We start from the raw sequence: 17,580 nt of genomic DNA, 5'->3' as shown, positions 1-17,580 counted from the left end.
AGCGCTCTGAAAAGCTTTGGTTGACGTACAGAAACATGCCGTCTTGCACATAGGCCACGGCGTCGCGCGAGCTGTCGAGCAGTTGCTGGCTGCGGCGCTCGGCCTCTTTGAATTTGCGATCGGCCTTGCGGCGCGCCTGTCGGTGCTCGCGGTTTTCCAACTCGCGGGTCACCACCAGCAACAGGTGCTGATCCTCGTCCATGCGCACCACGTCCACGGCGCCCAGGCGCAGGCCGTCGACGATGGCGTGCGATCCCTCTTCCTCGGTTTGCAAAATGACGGGAATGTCTTTGTTGAGACGCTTAATCTGGCGCACGGCGGTGGCGGCGGGCAAATGCTCGGAGTCGGCCTCGGCAATGGCCAGATCCCAGGTGTGCTCCTGCAATAATTTCACCAGCCCCTCTTCGCTGTCCACGTGTTGCGCGCGCGTGGTGCGACCGGCATTGTTTAACATGCTGATCAAGCGCTCGGCTTCCGAGCGACTGTCGTTGATGATCAGCAGTCTGATGGTATCGGTGGGGTTCATATTACCTATACAGTTATTGCCTCGGTGACGAATCTCACCGGGGTAGTCATATTACGTAATCTTTTGGGTGGCTCAAGTTACCCGCTCGCTGGCGCCCCCGACTTTGCGGTGAACTGTGTGCTGGTTCCCGAATTACTCATTTCGCTGTTGCAAATTATTGATCTTTCCACACTGAAGAATAGTCGTCCTGGCCCCGGTCATCGGCTTTTTTATCGGCGTTGGCGGCAGTGGTCTCCAGTACTCTGTAGGTGAACTGGCTAAAGGAGCCGGTGGCAAAGAGCCGTTTGGTTAACTGCCAGCGCCCTTGGCCTTCGTCGTCGCGCACCCGCACTTTGCAATATTCCACAAACGGCAGGTTGTCGGTGATTACGGTGGCCGGTTGGTTTACCGATTTCAGGCCCTTGATTTTCAGCGCCCGCATGTAGGGCGATTTTTCACCGGTGGTGTGGATCATCGAGACCGCCGTGGCTTGCGCCTGCGGTGCTATCACCTGAACACCTAGTTGGGTATTGCCACCGGACTGCCGAATCCAGCGCACGGCGGCCACTGCCCATTTAATGCGGCCGGCTTCGCGCACGCCGATTAGATCGCCGGCGCGCAGCTTTTCCACACTATCGACATTCCAATTGAGGCAGTAGCCGCCGGGGCTGGTGTCGATAATGCGAATGTTGTGCACCGGGGCCAGCTGAATTTCTTCTTCGCCGTCTTCGTCCCAGTCTTCGATAAAGTCCATGGTGGGCAGCGCGCCAAAGGCACCGCCGCTACTGCTGGTCGCCCAGGGGTCTGCCTCTTCGGCGCTGGCGGTGGCCTGTTTGGCCGCCGAGCCGTCGTGCTGGTTCAGGAAGTCGGCAAATTCAACTTCGTTGGCGCTGTGGTAGTGCAGATTTGACATGCCCACCGTCACTTGAAGTTCGCCCTGGGTTAGGCGGCGCTCAAAGGCGCGCTGGCGCAGTACTGTCCAACAGCCGCACAGGTGGTCGATGAGCTGACTGGGCATATTGCTGGGAATGCGGACAATGGCGCTGTCGTCGTCTTTGAGCTCCATTTGCCGGCGCAGGCCGTTGACCAATTCTTCGAGATCGAGTTCAAACACGGCGTCGGGCACCTTGGGGTGCAGCCGGTTTTTATAGACGGGGGGGATGTCGTCGTTGGGATCGATGGCAAACAGCCGGCTCTCATCGCTGCCGTGGTGCATTTGCGCCATGGCTGCCCACAATTCCAATGCGTCGAAAGTTTGCTGCACTTCCTGTTGACGCAATTGATTCGGGCGAGCGCAAGCCAATAGCAGTGCCCGCAAGTAGGCCTGGCGAGGGCTCATGGCGGGTACAAATTCCAAGCGGTTGTCGGCCACTAACACTTCGGTGCGCTCGTATAACTGCGCCAGTTGGTAGAGCGCGTGTAGCTCCTGCCAAACGCCGTTGGGCACCGGGGTATACAGCTGGTAACCGCGCATAAGCATCAGCGCCAGGCCGTTAATGGCGCGGGTCAGGGCGAGATCAAATTGGGCGAGCTGTGTGCTCTTTGGTTTTTGCGCGGCGAGGTCGCGCACCACCACCAAATAGCTGTTGGTTAAATGTTTCTGCAGGGCCTGGGCTACGATGGCGGTTTTCACGGCCCCTTCGGGCAAAATAATGGGCTGGTTGAGAAAGTTGCGCCCCAGGCCTTGAATACACTGCTGTACATAGGGTCGCACGCTTTCCAGCATGTCCAGTCTTTGGGTGGGGTCGATTTTCAGGCGAGCGAGATCCGGCAGCGCTGAGTACAGCTGCACACTGGTAAAGCTGACGCGTGTGGCCGGCAGCGATTCTGCCCAGGCCTTCACGTCAGCCGCTTTGGTGCTGTGGCAAAACCCCAGTGCGGTTAAGTTCTGAGGTGGCAAGGAGAACCTGCCAAGCAGGGTTGCTAAGGTCTCGTCAAAACTCATGAGTGCTGCTTATTGTCGTCCATGAGAAGAAGTATAGGGAGCGCTTGCGCAGTCTGCCCGTAGACTTGCTTGTGTTTTATTGCCCGGGAGCCACAGCCTGGGCGCCCAAGGTCAGGTGATCGTGCCGTTGCGCGCGCGGATACTACTGCACGGTCGCTGAAAAAACCGTGACCGGATGCCAGGGATGGGCGCGCAGTCTCAGTCAGACAGTGACGAACGGGTCAGATGCTGCACGATGGTACCTAAAAACGGCGGTTGCGTCAGCTTTTGTCGGGGCAATCGCCCTGGCAGGCCAGTTCGTGGTTCATGTCTAGCGCGGGCGACTCGGTTAAACAGCGACCCACCAGCACTGCGGGCACACCCGCGACGGTGGTGTGCGGCATCACGGGTTTCAGTACCACACTGCCTGCACCTATTTTGGCGCCTTCGCCAATTTCAATATTGCCCAAAACGGTGGCGCCGGCGCTGATCAGTACGCCCTGGCGGACTTTGGGGTGGCGGTCGCCCGACTCTTTACCGGTACCGCCCAAGGTGACCGACTGCATGATGGAGACATTGTCTTCCACCACCGCCGTTTCGCCGATGACGATGCCGGTGGCGTGGTCGAGCATAATGCCCTTGCCAATGCGCGCGGCCGGGTGAATGTCGACGGCAAATACCTGGGAGATGCGGTTTTGCAGAAACAGTGCCAGCGAGCGGCGCTCGTGGGTCCACAGCCAGTGGGCGATGCGGTAGCTCTGCAGCGCGTGAAAGCCTTTGAAATACAAAAAGGGTGCCGCCAGCGAGCAGCAGGCCGAGTCGCGGGTGTCGATGGCGTAGAGGTCGGCGCGCGCGGCCTGGGCGATACCCGGGTCGTCATCCATGGCCGCGATGATGACCTCGCGTATCATCATGGCTGGTGCCATGGGGCTGTCGAGTTTATTGGCCAGGTGGAAACTCAAGGCACCTTCAAAGGTGTCGTGGTTCAAAATGGTGGCGTGCAGAAACGACGCCAAAATGGGCTCTTCGTCGGCTTGCGCCCGGGTTTGTTCGTGAATGCGCGCCCACACGGGATCGGTGGTCTCTGCCATGTCGGCAACATCGGGGGCCAGGGTTAATGGCTTCATGGCAAACCTCGCACACTCAAAACACTCATTATGGCTGAGCTGGGCGCCTTGGCAAAGGGCTGAATCCCACGGGTGGGCCGCGCCTAGTGTCGTTTACAGCTTTTTAATGAGCGTGCTGTGATCTGCCAGACCTGGAATCTGGCTGCTGCGGTGCTCGTGCAGCTCGAAACCCAGGCGTCGGTACAGGGCTTCGGCGCGCGGGTTGTCGGCGGCCACATCCAGGCTGAGCTGATTGATACCCCGCTGCTGCGCTTGCTGCGCGGCAAATTCCAGCAGGCGGGCGCCGGTGCCTTGGCCGCGCAGGTGGGGCACAACCCCCAACTGGGCCACGTGCAGGCAGTGCACCGGCGGCGCGGGGATCAGCTGTTCGACTTTCAATCCGCGCAGCAGCACCAGTGGCGAGCGCCAGCCGGCCCAGCGGAGAATTGCCCCCACATTAGCGTTGTGGCGCAGCAGGTGTTCTTCGCGGGTAAACAGACTAATGCCGCCGACGATGTGCGTCTGTTGGCGCGCCACAAAATGGGTGTCAAAACCAAAGCTGCTACTGGCCTGGGTCAGGGTGTCGGCCAGAAAGGCCTCGGCCTCCGATAAAAAGACATAGTCAAAGGCGGCCGGACCGGAGCTGTAAACGAGCGGCGCGAGGGCCTGGGCGTCGGCCGCAGCGGCCGGATTTATGGTGATCATTAGAATAGTCTTAGCGGTTCTTCCTGCAGGGCCGCCAGTTGTTCGCGCAGCTCGAGTATATGTTCGGCCCAATAGCGTTCGGTATTAAACCAGGGGAACGTCTTGGGAAAGGCCGGGTCGTCCCAGCGCCGTGCCAGCCAGGCGCTGTAGTGCATAATACGCAAGGTGCGCAAACTTTCTACCAACTGCAATTCGCGCGTATCAAAAGTGCTGAACAGTTCATAACCTTCGACGATTTCAGACAGCTGGGCCAGCTGTTGTTGGCGATCGCCCGACAGCAGCATCCAAATGTCCTGTATGGCCGGCCCCGTGCGGGCATCGTCAAAATCCACCAGGTGCGGTGTGTCGTCGCGCCACAGGATGTTGCCCGGGTGGCAGTCGCCGTGCAGGCGCAATGGCTTGGGAGTAAAGCGGCCCCAGGTTTCACCGATACCCGCCAGCAAGTCCCGGCACAGGCTGGTGTAAGCCGGCAGCAAAGACTTGGGGATAAAGTGCTCGGTCAGATAGGCCACGCTGGTGTTGCCAAAACTTTCGATATCGAGCACCGGGCGATGCTGAAAGGGACGGCTGGCGCCTACGGCGTGCAGTCTGCCAAGGGCGCGACCGATGGCCTGCAAGTGATCAAAGTCTTCCAGCTCCGGCGCGTGGCCACCCTGGCGACGGAACAGCGCGAAGTCGAAGTCCCCGAAGCGGTACAGGCTCTGGCCCTGGTCGTCCAGTAGCGGCGGCACCACCGACAGGCCAACCTCGGCCAGCTCGGCGGTAAATTGGTGCTCTTCCAGTATTTGCGCGCGAGTCCAGCGCGCAGGGCGATAAAACTTGGCGATGATGGGGGTGCCACCCTCAATGCCCACCTGGTAGACCCGGTTTTCATAGCTGTTCAGGGCAAAGACGCGGGCATCGGTCAGCAAGCCCGTGGATTCCACCGCGTCCATCACGGCATCGGGCGTGAGTTGGGCGTAGGGGTGATTGGGCAGAGGAGTTGAATCGTCCATGGTGCGCCTGCGTAAAAATGAATGGGGATGCGCCCACAAAAAAAGGGAGCCGAGCTCCCTTTCTTGGGCACACCTGGGCGCGGTGACGGCCCGGCGCCGGCGGCTATCTTAGCACGCCTGTGTGAGCGACTAGTGCTTGCGCAACACCAGACTGCCGATGGAGTAGCCCGCGCCAAAGGAACAAAGCACACCGGTGTCGCCGGCGACCAAATCCTCGTGGTGCAGGTTGAAGGCAATCAAAGAGCCGGCCGATGCCGTGTTGGCGTAGCGGTCCAATACCACGGGCGCCTCGTCGGCACTGGCATCGCGACCCAGCAGCTTCTTAACGATCAAGGTGTTCATATTGATATTGGCTTGGTGCAACCACCAGCGCCGCACATCCTGGGTGGTGAGGCCCAGTTTTTCCAGCTGACTGCTCATGTGGTCGGCGGCCATGGGGCAGACTTCCTTAAACACCTTGCGGCCATTCTGGTGAAACAGGTTGTCTGGGCCGAAGGGCTCGGTGTCGTGGGCGCGCGCCGTGTAGCCAAAATTGGAGCGAATATTGTTGGAGTAGCTGGTGACCGCTTTGATATCCAAAATGTCGTAGCTGTGGGCGCTGGTGCAGGTGTCGGCTTTTTCGATCACCATGGCGGTGGCCACATCGCCAAAAATAAAGTGGCTGTCGCGGTCGGTAAAGTTGAGCTGCGGCGAGGTGAGCTCGGGGTTAATCACCAGTACCGCGCGGGCGCTGCCCGAGGCGACGGCGTCGTAGGCGCGGTGCAAGCCAAAGGTGGCCGCCGAGCAGGCCACCAGCATGTCGAACCCGAAGCCCTGAATACCGAGCGCCGCCTGTACTTCGATGGCAATGGCCGGGTAGGAGCGCTGGGTGTAGGCGCACGAGACGATGACCGCATCGATATCCTCGGGCTTTTTATTGGCCGATTCGAGCGCTTTTTTGGCGGCGGCCAGGGCCATTTCGGCTTGGTGGCTGAGCGCCTCGTCAGCGCGGGGCGGTATGCGGGGCGTCATGCGGTCTACATCGCAAATGCCATCTTTTTCCAGTACGTAGCGGCTTTTAATGCCCGACGCTTTTTCAATGAACTCGGCACTGGAGTGGGGCTTGGCCTCTAGCTCGCCGGCGGCAATGGCGTCTGCGTGCTCGGCGTTGAATTTGTCTGCCCAGCGATTATAGGCGGCGACCAGTTCTTCATTGGAAATACTGTGGGCTGGGGTCCAGAGGCCGCTGCCGCTGATAACAATTGAAGGGGTGCTCATAAGTTAAAACTGCCTGTGAATGAAGTGAGTGCTGTCGGCGCGACAGGGGGCGCAGTGCGGTGAAAGGTGCGCCATGGGTATGGTGGAAAATTGTCGCCCATGGCGATCGGCGCGTCCAGCGCAGGGCAGCCTAAACGGGGGTGTTGCGGCCAGTGCTTGTGGGCACTTTGGTCAAGCGTGTGTGACTGGCAGGTCAAGGTGTGCGCGCCAACAGCCAGACATCTACGCGCTTTACGCCGTGATCTTGCAATAACTTCGCTAAAGTAGTGCCAGTGGCACCGGTGGTCATGACATCGTCCACCAGTGCCAGGTGATCGAAGGGGGCAGGCGCGCGCAGGTAGAACTGCCGGTGCAAATTTGCCAGTCGCGCCTTGCGGTCCAGACCTTGCTGGCTGTGGCCGCGGCGGCGTCCTAGGTGCTGGGAGAGCATCGGAATGTGCAGTGACCGCCCCAGGCGTTGGGCCAGCTGCTCCGTTTGATTAAAGCCGCGCACTAGCCGCTTGTGCCAGTGCAGGGGCACGGGCAGTAGCGCTTGTGGCCAGCAATCGTGCAGGTAGGCGGTGCGCAACTGGTTGACCAGCGCCGGCGCCAGGCAGCCGAGCAATTGCCGGCGGCCCTTGTGCTTCCATTGATTGATCAGCCCGGCCAGCGGCGCTTGGTAAAGGTAGGCGGCGACGCACTTGTGCACGGGCGGCGGCTCGGCCTGGCAGCCGGGGCACAGGCTTTCGGCGGCTAGCGGCAGCGCACAGCGAGGGCAGGCCAGGGCGTTTGTGGGTAAATCATGCTGGCAGGCGACGCACAGCAGCTGCACGCTGTGGGCGGCACATAAAATACAGCGGCCGGGCAGCAGCCGGGCTAACCAATGGGTGGGTGTGGGGTGCATCCTTGCCTCCGAGGTTTGATCAGTCGACACTGATCGCGTCGACTAGTTAACCAGTAATTCAGATTTGGTTGACAGCGTGGGTGGCGGGCCGGAAAATGCCCGCCAGTCCTTTTAACCGCATTCGAGAATACCCCATGAACGCCCAGGCCAACATCCAAATTCGCCACGATTGGACCCGCGCAGAAGTGCTGGCCCTGTTCCAGCTGCCCTTTGCCGATTTGATGTACCAGGCGCAAACGGTGCACCGCGCATGCTTTGATCCCAATCAAGTGCAGGTGAGCACACTCTGCTCCATCAAAACCGGTGCCTGCCACGAAGACTGCGCCTACTGCCCGCAGTCGGCCCGCTACGACACGGGTTTGGAGCGCGAAAAACTGATGCAAGTGGAAAAAGTGATCGAAGAAGCCAAGGCTGCCAAGGCCAGCGGCGCCACCCGCTTTTGCATGGGGGCAGCCTGGCGTTCGCCCAAGGGCAAAGACATGCCCTACGTCACCGAAATGGTTAAAGGCGTGAAATCCCTGGGGCTGGAAACCTGCATGACCCTGGGTATGCTGGACGAGACGCAGGCCAAAGACCTGGCCGATGCCGGCCTGGATTACTACAACCACAACCTGGATACCTCGCCTGAATTCTACGGCGACATCATCACCACGCGCACCTATGAAGACCGCCTGAAAACCCTGGCCAATGTGCGCAGCGCCGGCATGAAAGTCTGCTGCGGTGGCATTGTGGGCATGGGTGAAGAGGAGTCCGATCGCGCTGGCCTGTTAATTCAGCTGGCCAACATGGCCGAGCACCCCGAATCGGTACCGGTGAACATGCTGGTTAAAGTTGAGGGCACGCCGCTGGCCGAACAGGCGGATTTAGACCCCTTTGATTTTATACGCACCATCGCCGTGGCCCGCATCATGATGCCCAAGTCACACGTGCGCCTGTCGGCTGGTCGCGAAGACATGAACGAGCAGATGCAGGCCATGGCGTTCCTGGCCGGCGCCAACTCAATTTTCTACGGTGAAAAATTGCTGACCACGCCCAACCCCGAGGCCAGCAAGGATCGCCAGTTGTTTAAACGCTTGGGTATTCACCAAGAGTCCTATGAAATTCACGAGGGCGAGCAAGCCCAAGAAGCCGCTGTGTATCAGGCACTGGAAGCCAGCCACAACGACCCGTTTTTTTACAACGCCGCCAAGTAACTGTCCGTGCAAGACTGGTTTAGCCAGCAGCTGGCTGAGCGCCGCGCGTCGCACCTGTATCGAACGCGGCGCACGCTGGCATCGGCACAGCAGCCACAAGTGGTGGTGGACGGTCGGCCTATGTTGGCATTTTGCGCCAACGACTACCTGGGCCTGGCCAATCATCCCGAAGTTAAGCAAGCCTTTGTCGACGCCGCTAATACCTACGGCGTGGGCAGCGGCGCCTCGCACCTAGTGTGCGGCCACTCGCGCGAGCACCAAGCGCTGGAAGAGGAATTGGCGGCCTTCACCGGGCGCGATCGCGCGCTTTTATTTTCCACCGGTTACATGGCCAACCTGGGCGTAATTAACGCGCTGGTGGGGGCGGGAGATGCAGTCTTTGAAGACAAGTTAAATCACGCCTCGCTGCTCGACGGTGGCCTGTCGTCGGGGGCAAAATTTCAACGCTATTTACATAACGACACCGCGCAACTGGCGCGTAAATTGTCGGCGGCCGGCAGCGCAAAAAAGCTGGTGGTGGCCGATGGCGTGTTCAGTATGGATGGCGACTTGGCGCCGGTGGATCAGCTCGCACAACTGTGCACGCAGGCGCAGGCTTGCCTGATGATTGACGACGCCCACGGCTTTGGCGTGTTGGGCCGCAACGGGGGTGGTTGTGCCGAGCACTTTCAATTGGATCAAACGCAATTGCCGGTGCTTATGGGCACCTTTGGCAAAGCCTTTGGCACCTTTGGTGCGTTTGTGGCGGGCTCAGAGGCGCTGATCGAAACGCTGGTTCAATTAACGCGCACCTATATCTACACCACGGCGTTGCCGCCGGCGGTGGCCAGTGCCAGTCGCGCCAGTTTGCGATTGTTGCAGTGCGAAAGTTGGCGCCGCGAGAAATTGCAGGCGCTGATCGCACAGTTTCGCGCCGGCGCCGCCGACTTAGGTTTGCAATTGATGGACTCACACACTGCCATTCAGCCAATCATCCTGGGCGATGCCGCGCGCACACTGGCCTGGGCCGAAAAACTGGCCGAACAGGGGCTGTGGGTGGGTGCTATCCGCCCACCGACGGTGCCCGCCGGTAGTGCCCGGCTGCGCATTACCCTGTCGGCGGCGCACACGCCCGCGCAGGTGCAACAGCTGTTGGACGGTTTGGCCGCGGCCGCCGAGGCACTGCCAGCATGACTGCACAGCCGTCGCTCTATTGCCAGACCATAGCCGCAACACATGCCACCGCAGACACGCTGGTGTGTTTGCACGGTTGGGGTTTTGATCGCCGCTGTTGGCAGCCGCTGGTGCCGTTGTTACAGGCGCGCTTTAATTTGGTGTTGGTGGATTTACCGGGCTTTGGTCAATCGGCCTGTGTGCCGGCCGATCAATGGCTTGTACTAACACAGCAATTGCTGAACGCAAGAATTGATGAACTAGCGCGCAGCGGCGCTCTTGTGTATGTGCTCGGCTGGTCGCTGGGCGGGCAGTTGGCGCTGCAATTAAGTGTGCACAACCGCGCCCTGCGCGCGGTTTTTGCACTGGCTGCCAATTTGCAGTTTGCCGCCAGCGTAGATTGGCCCAATGCCATGGCGGCGGAACAGTACGAAAATTTTCTCGATCAATTTGCGCAGCAGCCGAGCGCCACGCTTAAGCGCTTTGGTCAGCTAGTGGCGGCAGGTGCCAGCAACCTGGCTGAAATGCGCAAGCAGGTGCGCGAACTGTTGGCGCCCTGCAGCGAGGCCCAGCAAGATAATTGGTTGCAGGCACTGTGGGCGCTACAGCGTCTGGACTTAACCCGCGCACGCTTTGAGCGGCCAGCGCATTTACTGCTGGCGCAAAACGATCACTTGGTGCCGGCGGCGGTTGCGCAAAACGCTGCGACCATTGACGGTATGTCTGTACAGCTATTGTCGGATGCGGGCCACAGCGCGCCCCTGTCTCACCCCGAACAGGTCGCGCGCTGGTTGGTGGAGCGAGCATGACCGAGCGGGATAAACTGGCGGTAGCGCAATCTTTCAGTCGGGCCGCAGACAGCTACGATTCTGTGGCTGCGCTGCAGCGCAGCGTGGGCACAGACCTATTGCAATTGCTGCAGCAGCATCTGCCTGCCGCAGTTGACGACCAGTCAGCGCGTGCGCGCATTGTCGATTTGGGTTCGGGCACCGGCTATTTTTCCGAGCAGCTTGCGCAGCAGTTTGCCGCTCATTCGGTGATCGGTTTGGATATTGCACACGGCATGTTGCGCTACGCGCGCGCGCACCGTGTACCGGCTATCAGCTGGTTGGGTGGCGATATGGAAGCGCTGCCTTTGGCGGCGCAAAGTGTGCAAGTCTTTTTCAGCAGCCTAGCCGTGCAGTGGTGCGAAAATTTGCCGGCATTTTTTGCAGAGGTAACGCGCTGCTTGGCGCCCGGTGGCGTGTTGGCACTGGCCACGCTCGGCCCGGATACTCTGTGCGAATTGCGCGACAGCTGGCGCGCGGTAGACAGTTACACCCACGTTAATCGGTTTACCCCTATCGATGTCGTGCAGAGCAGCGCGCGCTCCAGCGGCTTGCAGGAATTGCACCTGGTGCAGGCGCCCAGGGTGATGCACTACCCGACGCTGCGCGAGTTGACTCACGAGCTAAAAGCCCTGGGCGCGCACAACGTCAATCATCAGCGCGCACCGGGTTTAACTGCGCCCGCAAAAATAAAACGCCTGCGCGAGGCTTACGAAAACTACCGCACCGACCAGGGTCTGCCGGCCAGCTATCAAGTGTGCTGGCTGCTATTGCAAAAACCGGTTTAACGCGGGTGCCGGCCTGTAACGGCGGCATTGTGCAAGACTCCAACAAACCATTAGGGTCGGAGGCGGTCATGAAAACAGTGTTATTTGTGTGCATTCACAACAGCGCGCGCTCGCAAATGGCGGCGGCATTTGCGCGGGCGCTTTGCCCTCACACAGTGCAAATCTTTAGCGCGGGGCTGGCGCCCGGTCAGCTCAACCCGTTGGTGGTGCAGGTGATGGCGGAGCTCGATATAGATATCAGCAGGCAACCCTGTCGCAGTGTGGCCCAGCACCTGGCCGAACAGGGCGCGCCCGACTTGGTGGTGACCGTATGCGACGAAGCCAGTGCCGCGCAGTGCCCGGTATTGCCGGGGGCGCAGCACGAGCACTGGGGATTTGACGACCCTTCCAGTCTGGCGGGCGATGAGGTGCAGCGGTTGCAGGCAACCCGCGTGATTCGCGATCAAATTCAGCGGCGCGTCGCCCAGTGGTGCGCCACCTTGTGATGGCCAACAGTGCCGTAGACATTGGAAATATCCGTATGGCAAAAACATTTTTTATTACCGGGACAGATACCGACGCAGGTAAAACGCGGGTGGCGTGTGGCCTGCTGGCGGCAGCCAAATCCCAGGGCCTGAGCACTGCCGCCATTAAGCCCGTGGCCGCCGGTTGCGACAGCAGCGATAGCGGGCTGCGCAATGCCGACGCACTGGCGCTGCACGCCGAGTGCACGGTGGACTTGGTGTACGAGCAGGTGAATCCAGTGGCGTTGGCGCCGGCCATTGCGCCGCACATTGCCGCCGCGCAGGCCGGGCGGGTGTTGAGTGTCGATCGCTTGGTGGGCCTGTGCCGCGGCGTGATGACGGCGCGCGCCGACCTGACGCTAATAGAGGGTGCCGGCGGTTGGCGGGTGCCGCTCAACCCCAGCCAAACACTGGCCGATCTGGCAATTCAATTGCAGGTGCCGGTGATTCTGGTGGTGGGTATGAAGTTGGGCTGTATCAACCATGCGCTGCTGACCTACGAAGCGCTGGTGCGCGATGGGGTCACCGTTGCCGGCTGGGTGGCCAATCAACTGCAGCCCGATATGCCCGTGTTTCAGGAAAATCTGGATACGTTGCAACGGCGCTTGCCGGTCCCATTGCTGGGTGTGGTCCCGCACTTGGCCGAGCCCACGGCGGCCGCGGTGGGGCAGCACTTGGATTTGACGCCCCTCGCGCTCTAGTCACTTTCCTCTTGCGCTAACATCGGCGATTGAGTCGTCATTTGTTACTAACTCCCACGCATTAGAGCGGTTGGTTATCACTGATCGCTTTTAGAAGCAAAACGTTATGCCAGGCGGCAACATATTGCCGCCCGCTGCCTGTTTTTTGAACAGTAGTTTGGTAGAATCCTTGGTAAGTCTGCCCAGTGTGCCAATTTAGTAATGGCTTTAACGCTGGGGAAAAGCGGCGCTGGCGCGCGTCAATTGGCGCCAGGCGCGGCATCGGCCACCAGTCGCGAGGTACAAGATGCAGGTGAACTCATCGTCAACATCCGTGCTCAACCAAGGGTTGCAGGGGTTGCAAAAAAGTCAGCAGGAAATTCAGCGCTCGGCCAATGATATTGCCCAGGCTGCCACTGTGCAGGCCACCGCGGCACCCGCCAGCGGCGAGGCTAGCCAGAGCTCGCCCGGCGAACAGCAGGTGCAGCCCTCGCAAGATGTGATTGAGCCGCTCATTAATTTGCGCCGCCAGGAGCAGCTGTTTAACGCCAATGCGCAGGTGGTGAAAACTGCCGATGAAACATTGGGCAGCTTGCTGGACGTCAAGGCCTAAGCTGAGTGAGTGCGAAGTGAACGTTAACTTACCGCCCAACTTCGCCAATATGGTGTCGCCCTTTAATCCGCTGGGGCGCCAGCCCGTGGGCGAAGAAGGGCAAGATACCAAAGACTCTACCTTTAAGGCGGTAGAAGAGGGAGCCGAGACGGCGCGTGGCGAAAATCGCACCCGCGAAGACGACACCCACCGCGAACAAGCGCTGCGCGGCCAAGAGCGCGCCGAAGCGGGCAACCGGTCGGCCAGCTCCGATGAAGAGGCTGAGGCTGTTGCACCCATGCGAGGTGATTTCCAACCCATTTCGGCGGGTGGTGGTCTGGCGGAAGACCAAAGCACCTACGAGCAGATTAAGGCCCAGGAAGAGCAGCGCGAAATAGAGCAATTGGCCGCTCGCGATCGCGAAGTGCGCGCCCACGAACGCGCCCACGCGGCGGTGGGTGGTCAACATACCGGTGCGCCGCAGCTGTCCTATGTGCGCGGCCCCGATGGCGTGGCCTACGCGGTATCGGGCGAGGTGTCGGTGAGTTTGGGCGCCATTGCCGGCGATCCAGAGGCAACGCTTCAAAAGGCAGAACAGATACAGCAGGCTGCATTGGCCCCCGCTGATCCCTCCCCGCAGGATCGCTTGATTGCGGCGAAGGCGGCGCAATTGGCCGAGCAGGCCCGCGCCGACATCCGCGCTGCAGAGCTTGAAGGCCGCCGCGAAGAAGAGGCCGCCCGCACCGAGCAGCGCGAGGCGCGCAAAGAGGAGGCCGAGCGCGAACAGCAGTCTCAAGAGGCCCGCGAAGCCCAGCAAGCGGAACAGGCCCGCCGCGAAGCCGAGCGCCAGCGCAATATTCAACTCAGCCAGCGCTTATTGCGCATTGGTGTCGAGCCCGACAGCCCCAGCCCGGGCGAGCTGCTCGATCAGCGCGTTTAATTCCCCGTTATCCCGCGCCCCACTCCCCCTTGACGGCATGCCGCACTCCCAGTATCGTTCAAACGTTTGTTTTAATTATTGCTCATTAGTTAGCCGTCGCCCGGTTCTTGGCTAGGCTTGCTAGGGCAACCAGCAATTCAGTGGAGTGTGACCATGGCCGACTACCAAGCCCCCCTCAGGGATATGCGATTTGTTCTCAACGAGGTCTTCCAGGCCAGCGAACTGTGGGCAGCTATGCCCCGCTTGGCGGAAACGGTGGACGCCGACACGGCCGACGCCATCCTGGAAGAAGCGGGCAAAATTGCGGCCGGTAGCCTGGCACCCCTCAATCGCGAGGCCGACGAGGCTGGCTGCCAGTGGCAGGAGGGCGAGGTCACCACGCCCGAGGGCTTTAAAGAGGTTTACCAACTGCTGGCCGAAGGCGGCTGGATGGGATTGGGTGGCAACCCCGAATACGGCGGTATGGGCATGCCCAAAATGCTGGTGGCCCAATTTGAAGAAATGATGCAGGCGGCCTGCATGTCCTTTGGCCTGTCGCCCATGTTAAACGCCGGCGCTTGCGTTTCTATCGACTACCACGCCAGCGAAGCACTTAAACAGCAGTATTTGCCCAACATGTACGCGGGTACTTGGGCCGGCGCCATGGATTTAACCGAGCCGCACGCTGGTACTGATTTAGGCATCATCCGCACCAAAGCCGAGCCCAATGACGACGGCTCTTACAATGTAACTGGCACCAAGATTTTTATCACTTGGGGCGAGCACGACATGGCGGAGAATATTATTCACCTGGTGTTGGCAAAGCTGCCCGATGCACCGGCCGGCCCCAAGGGTATCTCGCTGTTTCTGGTGCCCAAAATTCTGGTGAACGAAGACGGGTCCCTGGGCGAGCGCAACGCCGTGACCTGTGGCTCCATTGAAAAGAAAATGGGTATTAAAGCCTCTGCCACCTGCGTGATGAATTTTGATGGTGCCAAAGGTTGGTTGGTGGGCGAGCTCAACAAGGGCCTGGCTTGTATGTTCACCATGATGAACTACGAGCGCGTGGGGGTGGGTATTCAGGGGTTGGGCGCCGCCGAGGCGTCTTACCAAAGTGCTGTGGCCTATGCCAAAGAGCGATTGCAAAGCCGTTCTCCTGCCGGTGCTAAGAACCCCGACAAAGCCGCAGACCCGATTATTGTGCACCCCGATGTACGGCGCATGCTGATGATTCAGCGCGCCTACAACGAAGCCGGCCGTGCGTTTTCCACCTACGCCGCGCGTTGGTTGGATATCAGCAAGTACAGCGACGACGACAGTCAGCGCACCAAAGCCGAAAATATGGTGGCACTGTTAACGCCAGTAGTTAAGGCGTTTATTACCGACAAAGCGCTGGAGTGTGCAATTCACGGCCAGCAGGTGTTTGGCGGTCACGGCTTCATTCGCGAGTGGGGCCAGGAGCAACTGGTGCGCGACATTCGCATCACCCAAATTTACGAGGGTACCAACGGCATTCAAGCCATGGATTTAATGGGCCGTAAAACGGTGATGAATGGCGGCGAGTATGTGCGCGAATACATTGCCGAAATTGAAGCCTTTATTGCCGAAAGCAAAACAACCGCCGCGCAAGAATTTGCCATGGCACTAAGCGATCAACTGGCCAACTTGCAGCAGGTAACCGACGCGGTTATCGCAAAAGCCAAAGCGGGCGACAAGCACGCCATTGGCGCCGCGGCAGTGGACTACCTGCACCTGTTTGGTTTTGTCAGTTACGCCTACATGTGGGCCAAAATGGTTACCGTTGCCGGCGCCAAACAAAACGATCCAGATGCCGATTTCTACGCGGCAAAATTGACCACTGCGCGCTTTTTCTACCAGCGCCTGCTGCCCCAAACACGCGCGCTAACCGAGCAAATACTGGCCGGTGGCGACAGCATGATGGCGCTTGCCGACGACCAATTCTGAGTTTCCAGCGAAACTTGTCTGGGCGCTTCGGCGCCCTTTTTTATGCATGACTTATTTCCAGTTAAAACGCAAAAAGCGAGGTGGGTATTGATTGCGAGATATATGATCGGGCAATACAGTCAAACCAGCTCCATTACCTTTCGACACTATCCATAGCCGCAATACTTAAACTTAATACTATCCCGAAGAATTTTCGGCGCTATGCCGGAGAGTTTTCGGAAACTACGCACTGCTAAAGTCCTGCTTGCTGCTTTCGAAGGGATTGATACAAAAAGTTCTGTTGCAGCCAGTTAGCCTCTCAGCTCGAAATGACGCCGAAAGCAGGCTGGCCAAAGTGGATGCATGCATCTGCATTTCACTGTTTATTTATCCAGTATATTGGCATTTTGCAGGATTTAATGAAAAATATTGTTCCCTCAAGTCTCATATTTGTTCTGGCAAAAAATAAAATCTAGAAAAAACAAGAGCTTCCAGGGGTTGCTGGGATGCATATGAGAACTCACATCCCGCATACCAAGCGCGCACACTTTCCTTTTTGCGTGCTAATATCCACCAAAATAATCGTTTTAAATCAGAATGTTAAAGCATGTTGATTTAAGCGCCACCGGCATACTGTGCCGGCACACTAATAAAATGTTATTGAGCCTTACCTTTTTCACGATAGGTAAGTAAAGGATTTGAATTCTAGCGCGTGCCATTGATCGGTATGCCGGCATCAAGGAATGTGCTGTATCACCATCGCAGTTCCTTTCTTGGTGCCATAGGGTGGCCCGTCGTATCGGCCAGGGCATGCCGGCATTGTGGGTTGCCCTAAGTGGGTTTCAAAAGTTAGCAGGTAAGGTATTCTTACCCAAATAATCGGCTACTGGCTTCGCTACCGCTCCGCTATCTAGCGTTGTAGCAGGTGCAAACCGGCGGCCAATAACAAGCGGCTCTTGTGCGCCGCTAAATACGCGGCGGGACGGCCTACGCTACGCTCCGGCCGCCCCAAAGCCGGGCGTTAAGCACCCATTATGGAAAAAATATCCACGCAAGATATTCAATATTTAATAGCTCTAACAGCCAGTGAAGAAGGGATGTTGGTGGAGATTGTTTGGGAGTTTGAAAAGTGGATCTGTGATAAAGAAGAGGTTTTAGAAATACTATCCAGCTTTGTTAAAGATGATACGATTTTAATCTATAGGCTAGAGAACGAAGAGACTATAGACTTATCAAAAGAACAATCCCTTACCCGAATAAGCAAATGGCCCAGCCTGGATTGCAAAGATCATATGTTGTACTTAACGGAAAAAGGTGAAAAGCGCTGGGAGACCGACGATTGGGGTATTTCTACGCAACGAGCTCGTGAATTGATGTTTAGAAGCAGTGGTGTCGAGAAAAATTCTTAACAAAGCAAGCCAAAATCGCGCCTTCGGCGCTGGACTCGCTAACGCTCGCCTTTGCTTGCGGCGTTAGATATCCAAGTTACCCACGAAAAGTAGACACCCTGTATAGTTATATTTGACTGATATGGAGGTGTCGAATGACACGCAAAAAACACCAGCATTACACCGAAGAGTTTCGAAAAGAAGCGGTAAAGCGCTCTG

17 protein-coding genes are annotated in these 17,580 nt (G+C 58.6%); 10 read left to right on the top strand and 7 right to left on the bottom strand.

Annotated elements, in window-relative coordinates:
• From ACW8F6_RS05445 to ACW8F6_RS05415, 7 genes are all read right to left on the bottom strand, one after another.
• Positions 1-526 (bottom strand): response regulator (locus tag ACW8F6_RS05445; RefSeq protein ID WP_491574836.1); only part of this gene is annotated, 526 nt, incomplete at its 3' end.
• A gap of 154 nt (positions 527-680) precedes the next feature.
• Positions 681-2,450, bottom strand: coding sequence for a cyclic-di-GMP receptor FimW-related protein (locus ACW8F6_RS05440; RefSeq protein ID WP_491574835.1), 1,770 nt, complete (start codon positions 2,448-2,450; stop codon positions 681-683).
• 260 nt (positions 2,451-2,710) lie between these two features.
• A complete protein-coding gene (gene cysE, locus ACW8F6_RS05435) occupies positions 2,711-3,556 on the bottom strand; it encodes a serine O-acetyltransferase (protein WP_491574834.1) in 846 nt (281 codons plus the stop codon).
• A gap of 93 nt (positions 3,557-3,649) precedes the next feature.
• Positions 3,650-4,240, bottom strand: a complete 591-nt coding sequence (locus ACW8F6_RS05430; RefSeq protein ID WP_491574833.1) for a GNAT family N-acetyltransferase — start codon at positions 4,238-4,240, stop codon at positions 3,650-3,652.
• Positions 4,240-5,235, bottom strand: coding sequence for a serine/threonine protein kinase (locus tag ACW8F6_RS05425; protein WP_491574832.1), 996 nt, complete (start codon positions 5,233-5,235; stop codon positions 4,240-4,242). Before ACW8F6_RS05425 ends, ACW8F6_RS05430 begins: the two co-directional genes overlap by 1 nt.
• Before the next feature lie 129 nt (positions 5,236-5,364).
• Entirely contained in the window at positions 5,365-6,492 is a 1,128-nt protein-coding gene (locus ACW8F6_RS05420) for a beta-ketoacyl-ACP synthase III (RefSeq protein ID WP_491574831.1), read from the bottom strand.
• A 193-nt stretch (positions 6,493-6,685) separates the two neighbouring features.
• Positions 6,686-7,375: a double zinc ribbon domain-containing protein gene (locus ACW8F6_RS05415; RefSeq protein WP_491574830.1), complete on the bottom strand. Its 690-nt coding sequence runs from the start codon at positions 7,373-7,375 to the stop codon at positions 6,686-6,688.
• A gap of 134 nt (positions 7,376-7,509) precedes the next feature.
• Between ACW8F6_RS05415 and bioB the strand changes: the two genes are divergently transcribed.
• From bioB to ACW8F6_RS05365, 10 genes are all read left to right on the top strand, one after another.
• On the top strand, positions 7,510-8,568 hold the full coding sequence (gene bioB / locus ACW8F6_RS05410; RefSeq protein WP_491574838.1) for a biotin synthase BioB: 1,059 nt from the start codon (positions 7,510-7,512) through the stop codon (positions 8,566-8,568).
• Entirely contained in the window at positions 8,569-9,741 is a 1,173-nt protein-coding gene (gene bioF / locus ACW8F6_RS05405; protein ID WP_491574837.1) for an 8-amino-7-oxononanoate synthase, read from the top strand.
• Complete coding sequence (locus tag ACW8F6_RS05400; RefSeq protein ID WP_491574829.1) at positions 9,738-10,529, top strand: alpha/beta fold hydrolase; 792 nt, start codon at positions 9,738-9,740, stop codon at positions 10,527-10,529. The genes bioF and ACW8F6_RS05400 overlap by 4 nt, the downstream gene beginning before the upstream one ends.
• Positions 10,526-11,335: a malonyl-ACP O-methyltransferase BioC gene (bioC, locus tag ACW8F6_RS05395; RefSeq protein WP_491574828.1), complete on the top strand. Its 810-nt coding sequence runs from the start codon at positions 10,526-10,528 to the stop codon at positions 11,333-11,335. The genes ACW8F6_RS05400 and bioC overlap by 4 nt, the downstream gene beginning before the upstream one ends.
• Before the next feature lie 68 nt (positions 11,336-11,403).
• Positions 11,404-11,820, top strand: coding sequence for an arsenate reductase ArsC (locus tag ACW8F6_RS05390; RefSeq protein ID WP_491574827.1), 417 nt, complete (start codon positions 11,404-11,406; stop codon positions 11,818-11,820).
• A gap of 35 nt (positions 11,821-11,855) precedes the next feature.
• A complete protein-coding gene (bioD, locus tag ACW8F6_RS05385; RefSeq protein WP_491574826.1) occupies positions 11,856-12,539 on the top strand; it encodes a dethiobiotin synthase in 684 nt (227 codons plus the stop codon).
• Between the two features lie 286 nt (positions 12,540-12,825).
• Complete coding sequence (locus tag ACW8F6_RS05380) at positions 12,826-13,131, top strand: hypothetical protein (RefSeq protein ID WP_491574825.1); 306 nt, start codon at positions 12,826-12,828, stop codon at positions 13,129-13,131.
• 16 nt (positions 13,132-13,147) lie between these two features.
• Complete coding sequence (locus ACW8F6_RS05375) at positions 13,148-14,050, top strand: putative metalloprotease CJM1_0395 family protein (RefSeq protein WP_491574824.1); 903 nt, start codon at positions 13,148-13,150, stop codon at positions 14,048-14,050.
• Positions 14,051-14,203: 153 nt separating this feature from the next.
• Positions 14,204-15,994: an acyl-CoA dehydrogenase C-terminal domain-containing protein gene (locus ACW8F6_RS05370; RefSeq protein ID WP_491574823.1), complete on the top strand. Its 1,791-nt coding sequence runs from the start codon at positions 14,204-14,206 to the stop codon at positions 15,992-15,994.
• Between the two features lie 1,013 nt (positions 15,995-17,007).
• On the top strand, positions 17,008-17,382 hold the full coding sequence (locus tag ACW8F6_RS05365; protein WP_491574822.1) for a hypothetical protein: 375 nt from the start codon (positions 17,008-17,010) through the stop codon (positions 17,380-17,382).
• Positions 17,383-17,580: the final 198 nt, after the last annotated feature.

This window comes from Simiduia sp. (assembly GCF_058345725.1).
This window is presented reverse-complemented; position numbering and strand designations above follow the sequence as displayed.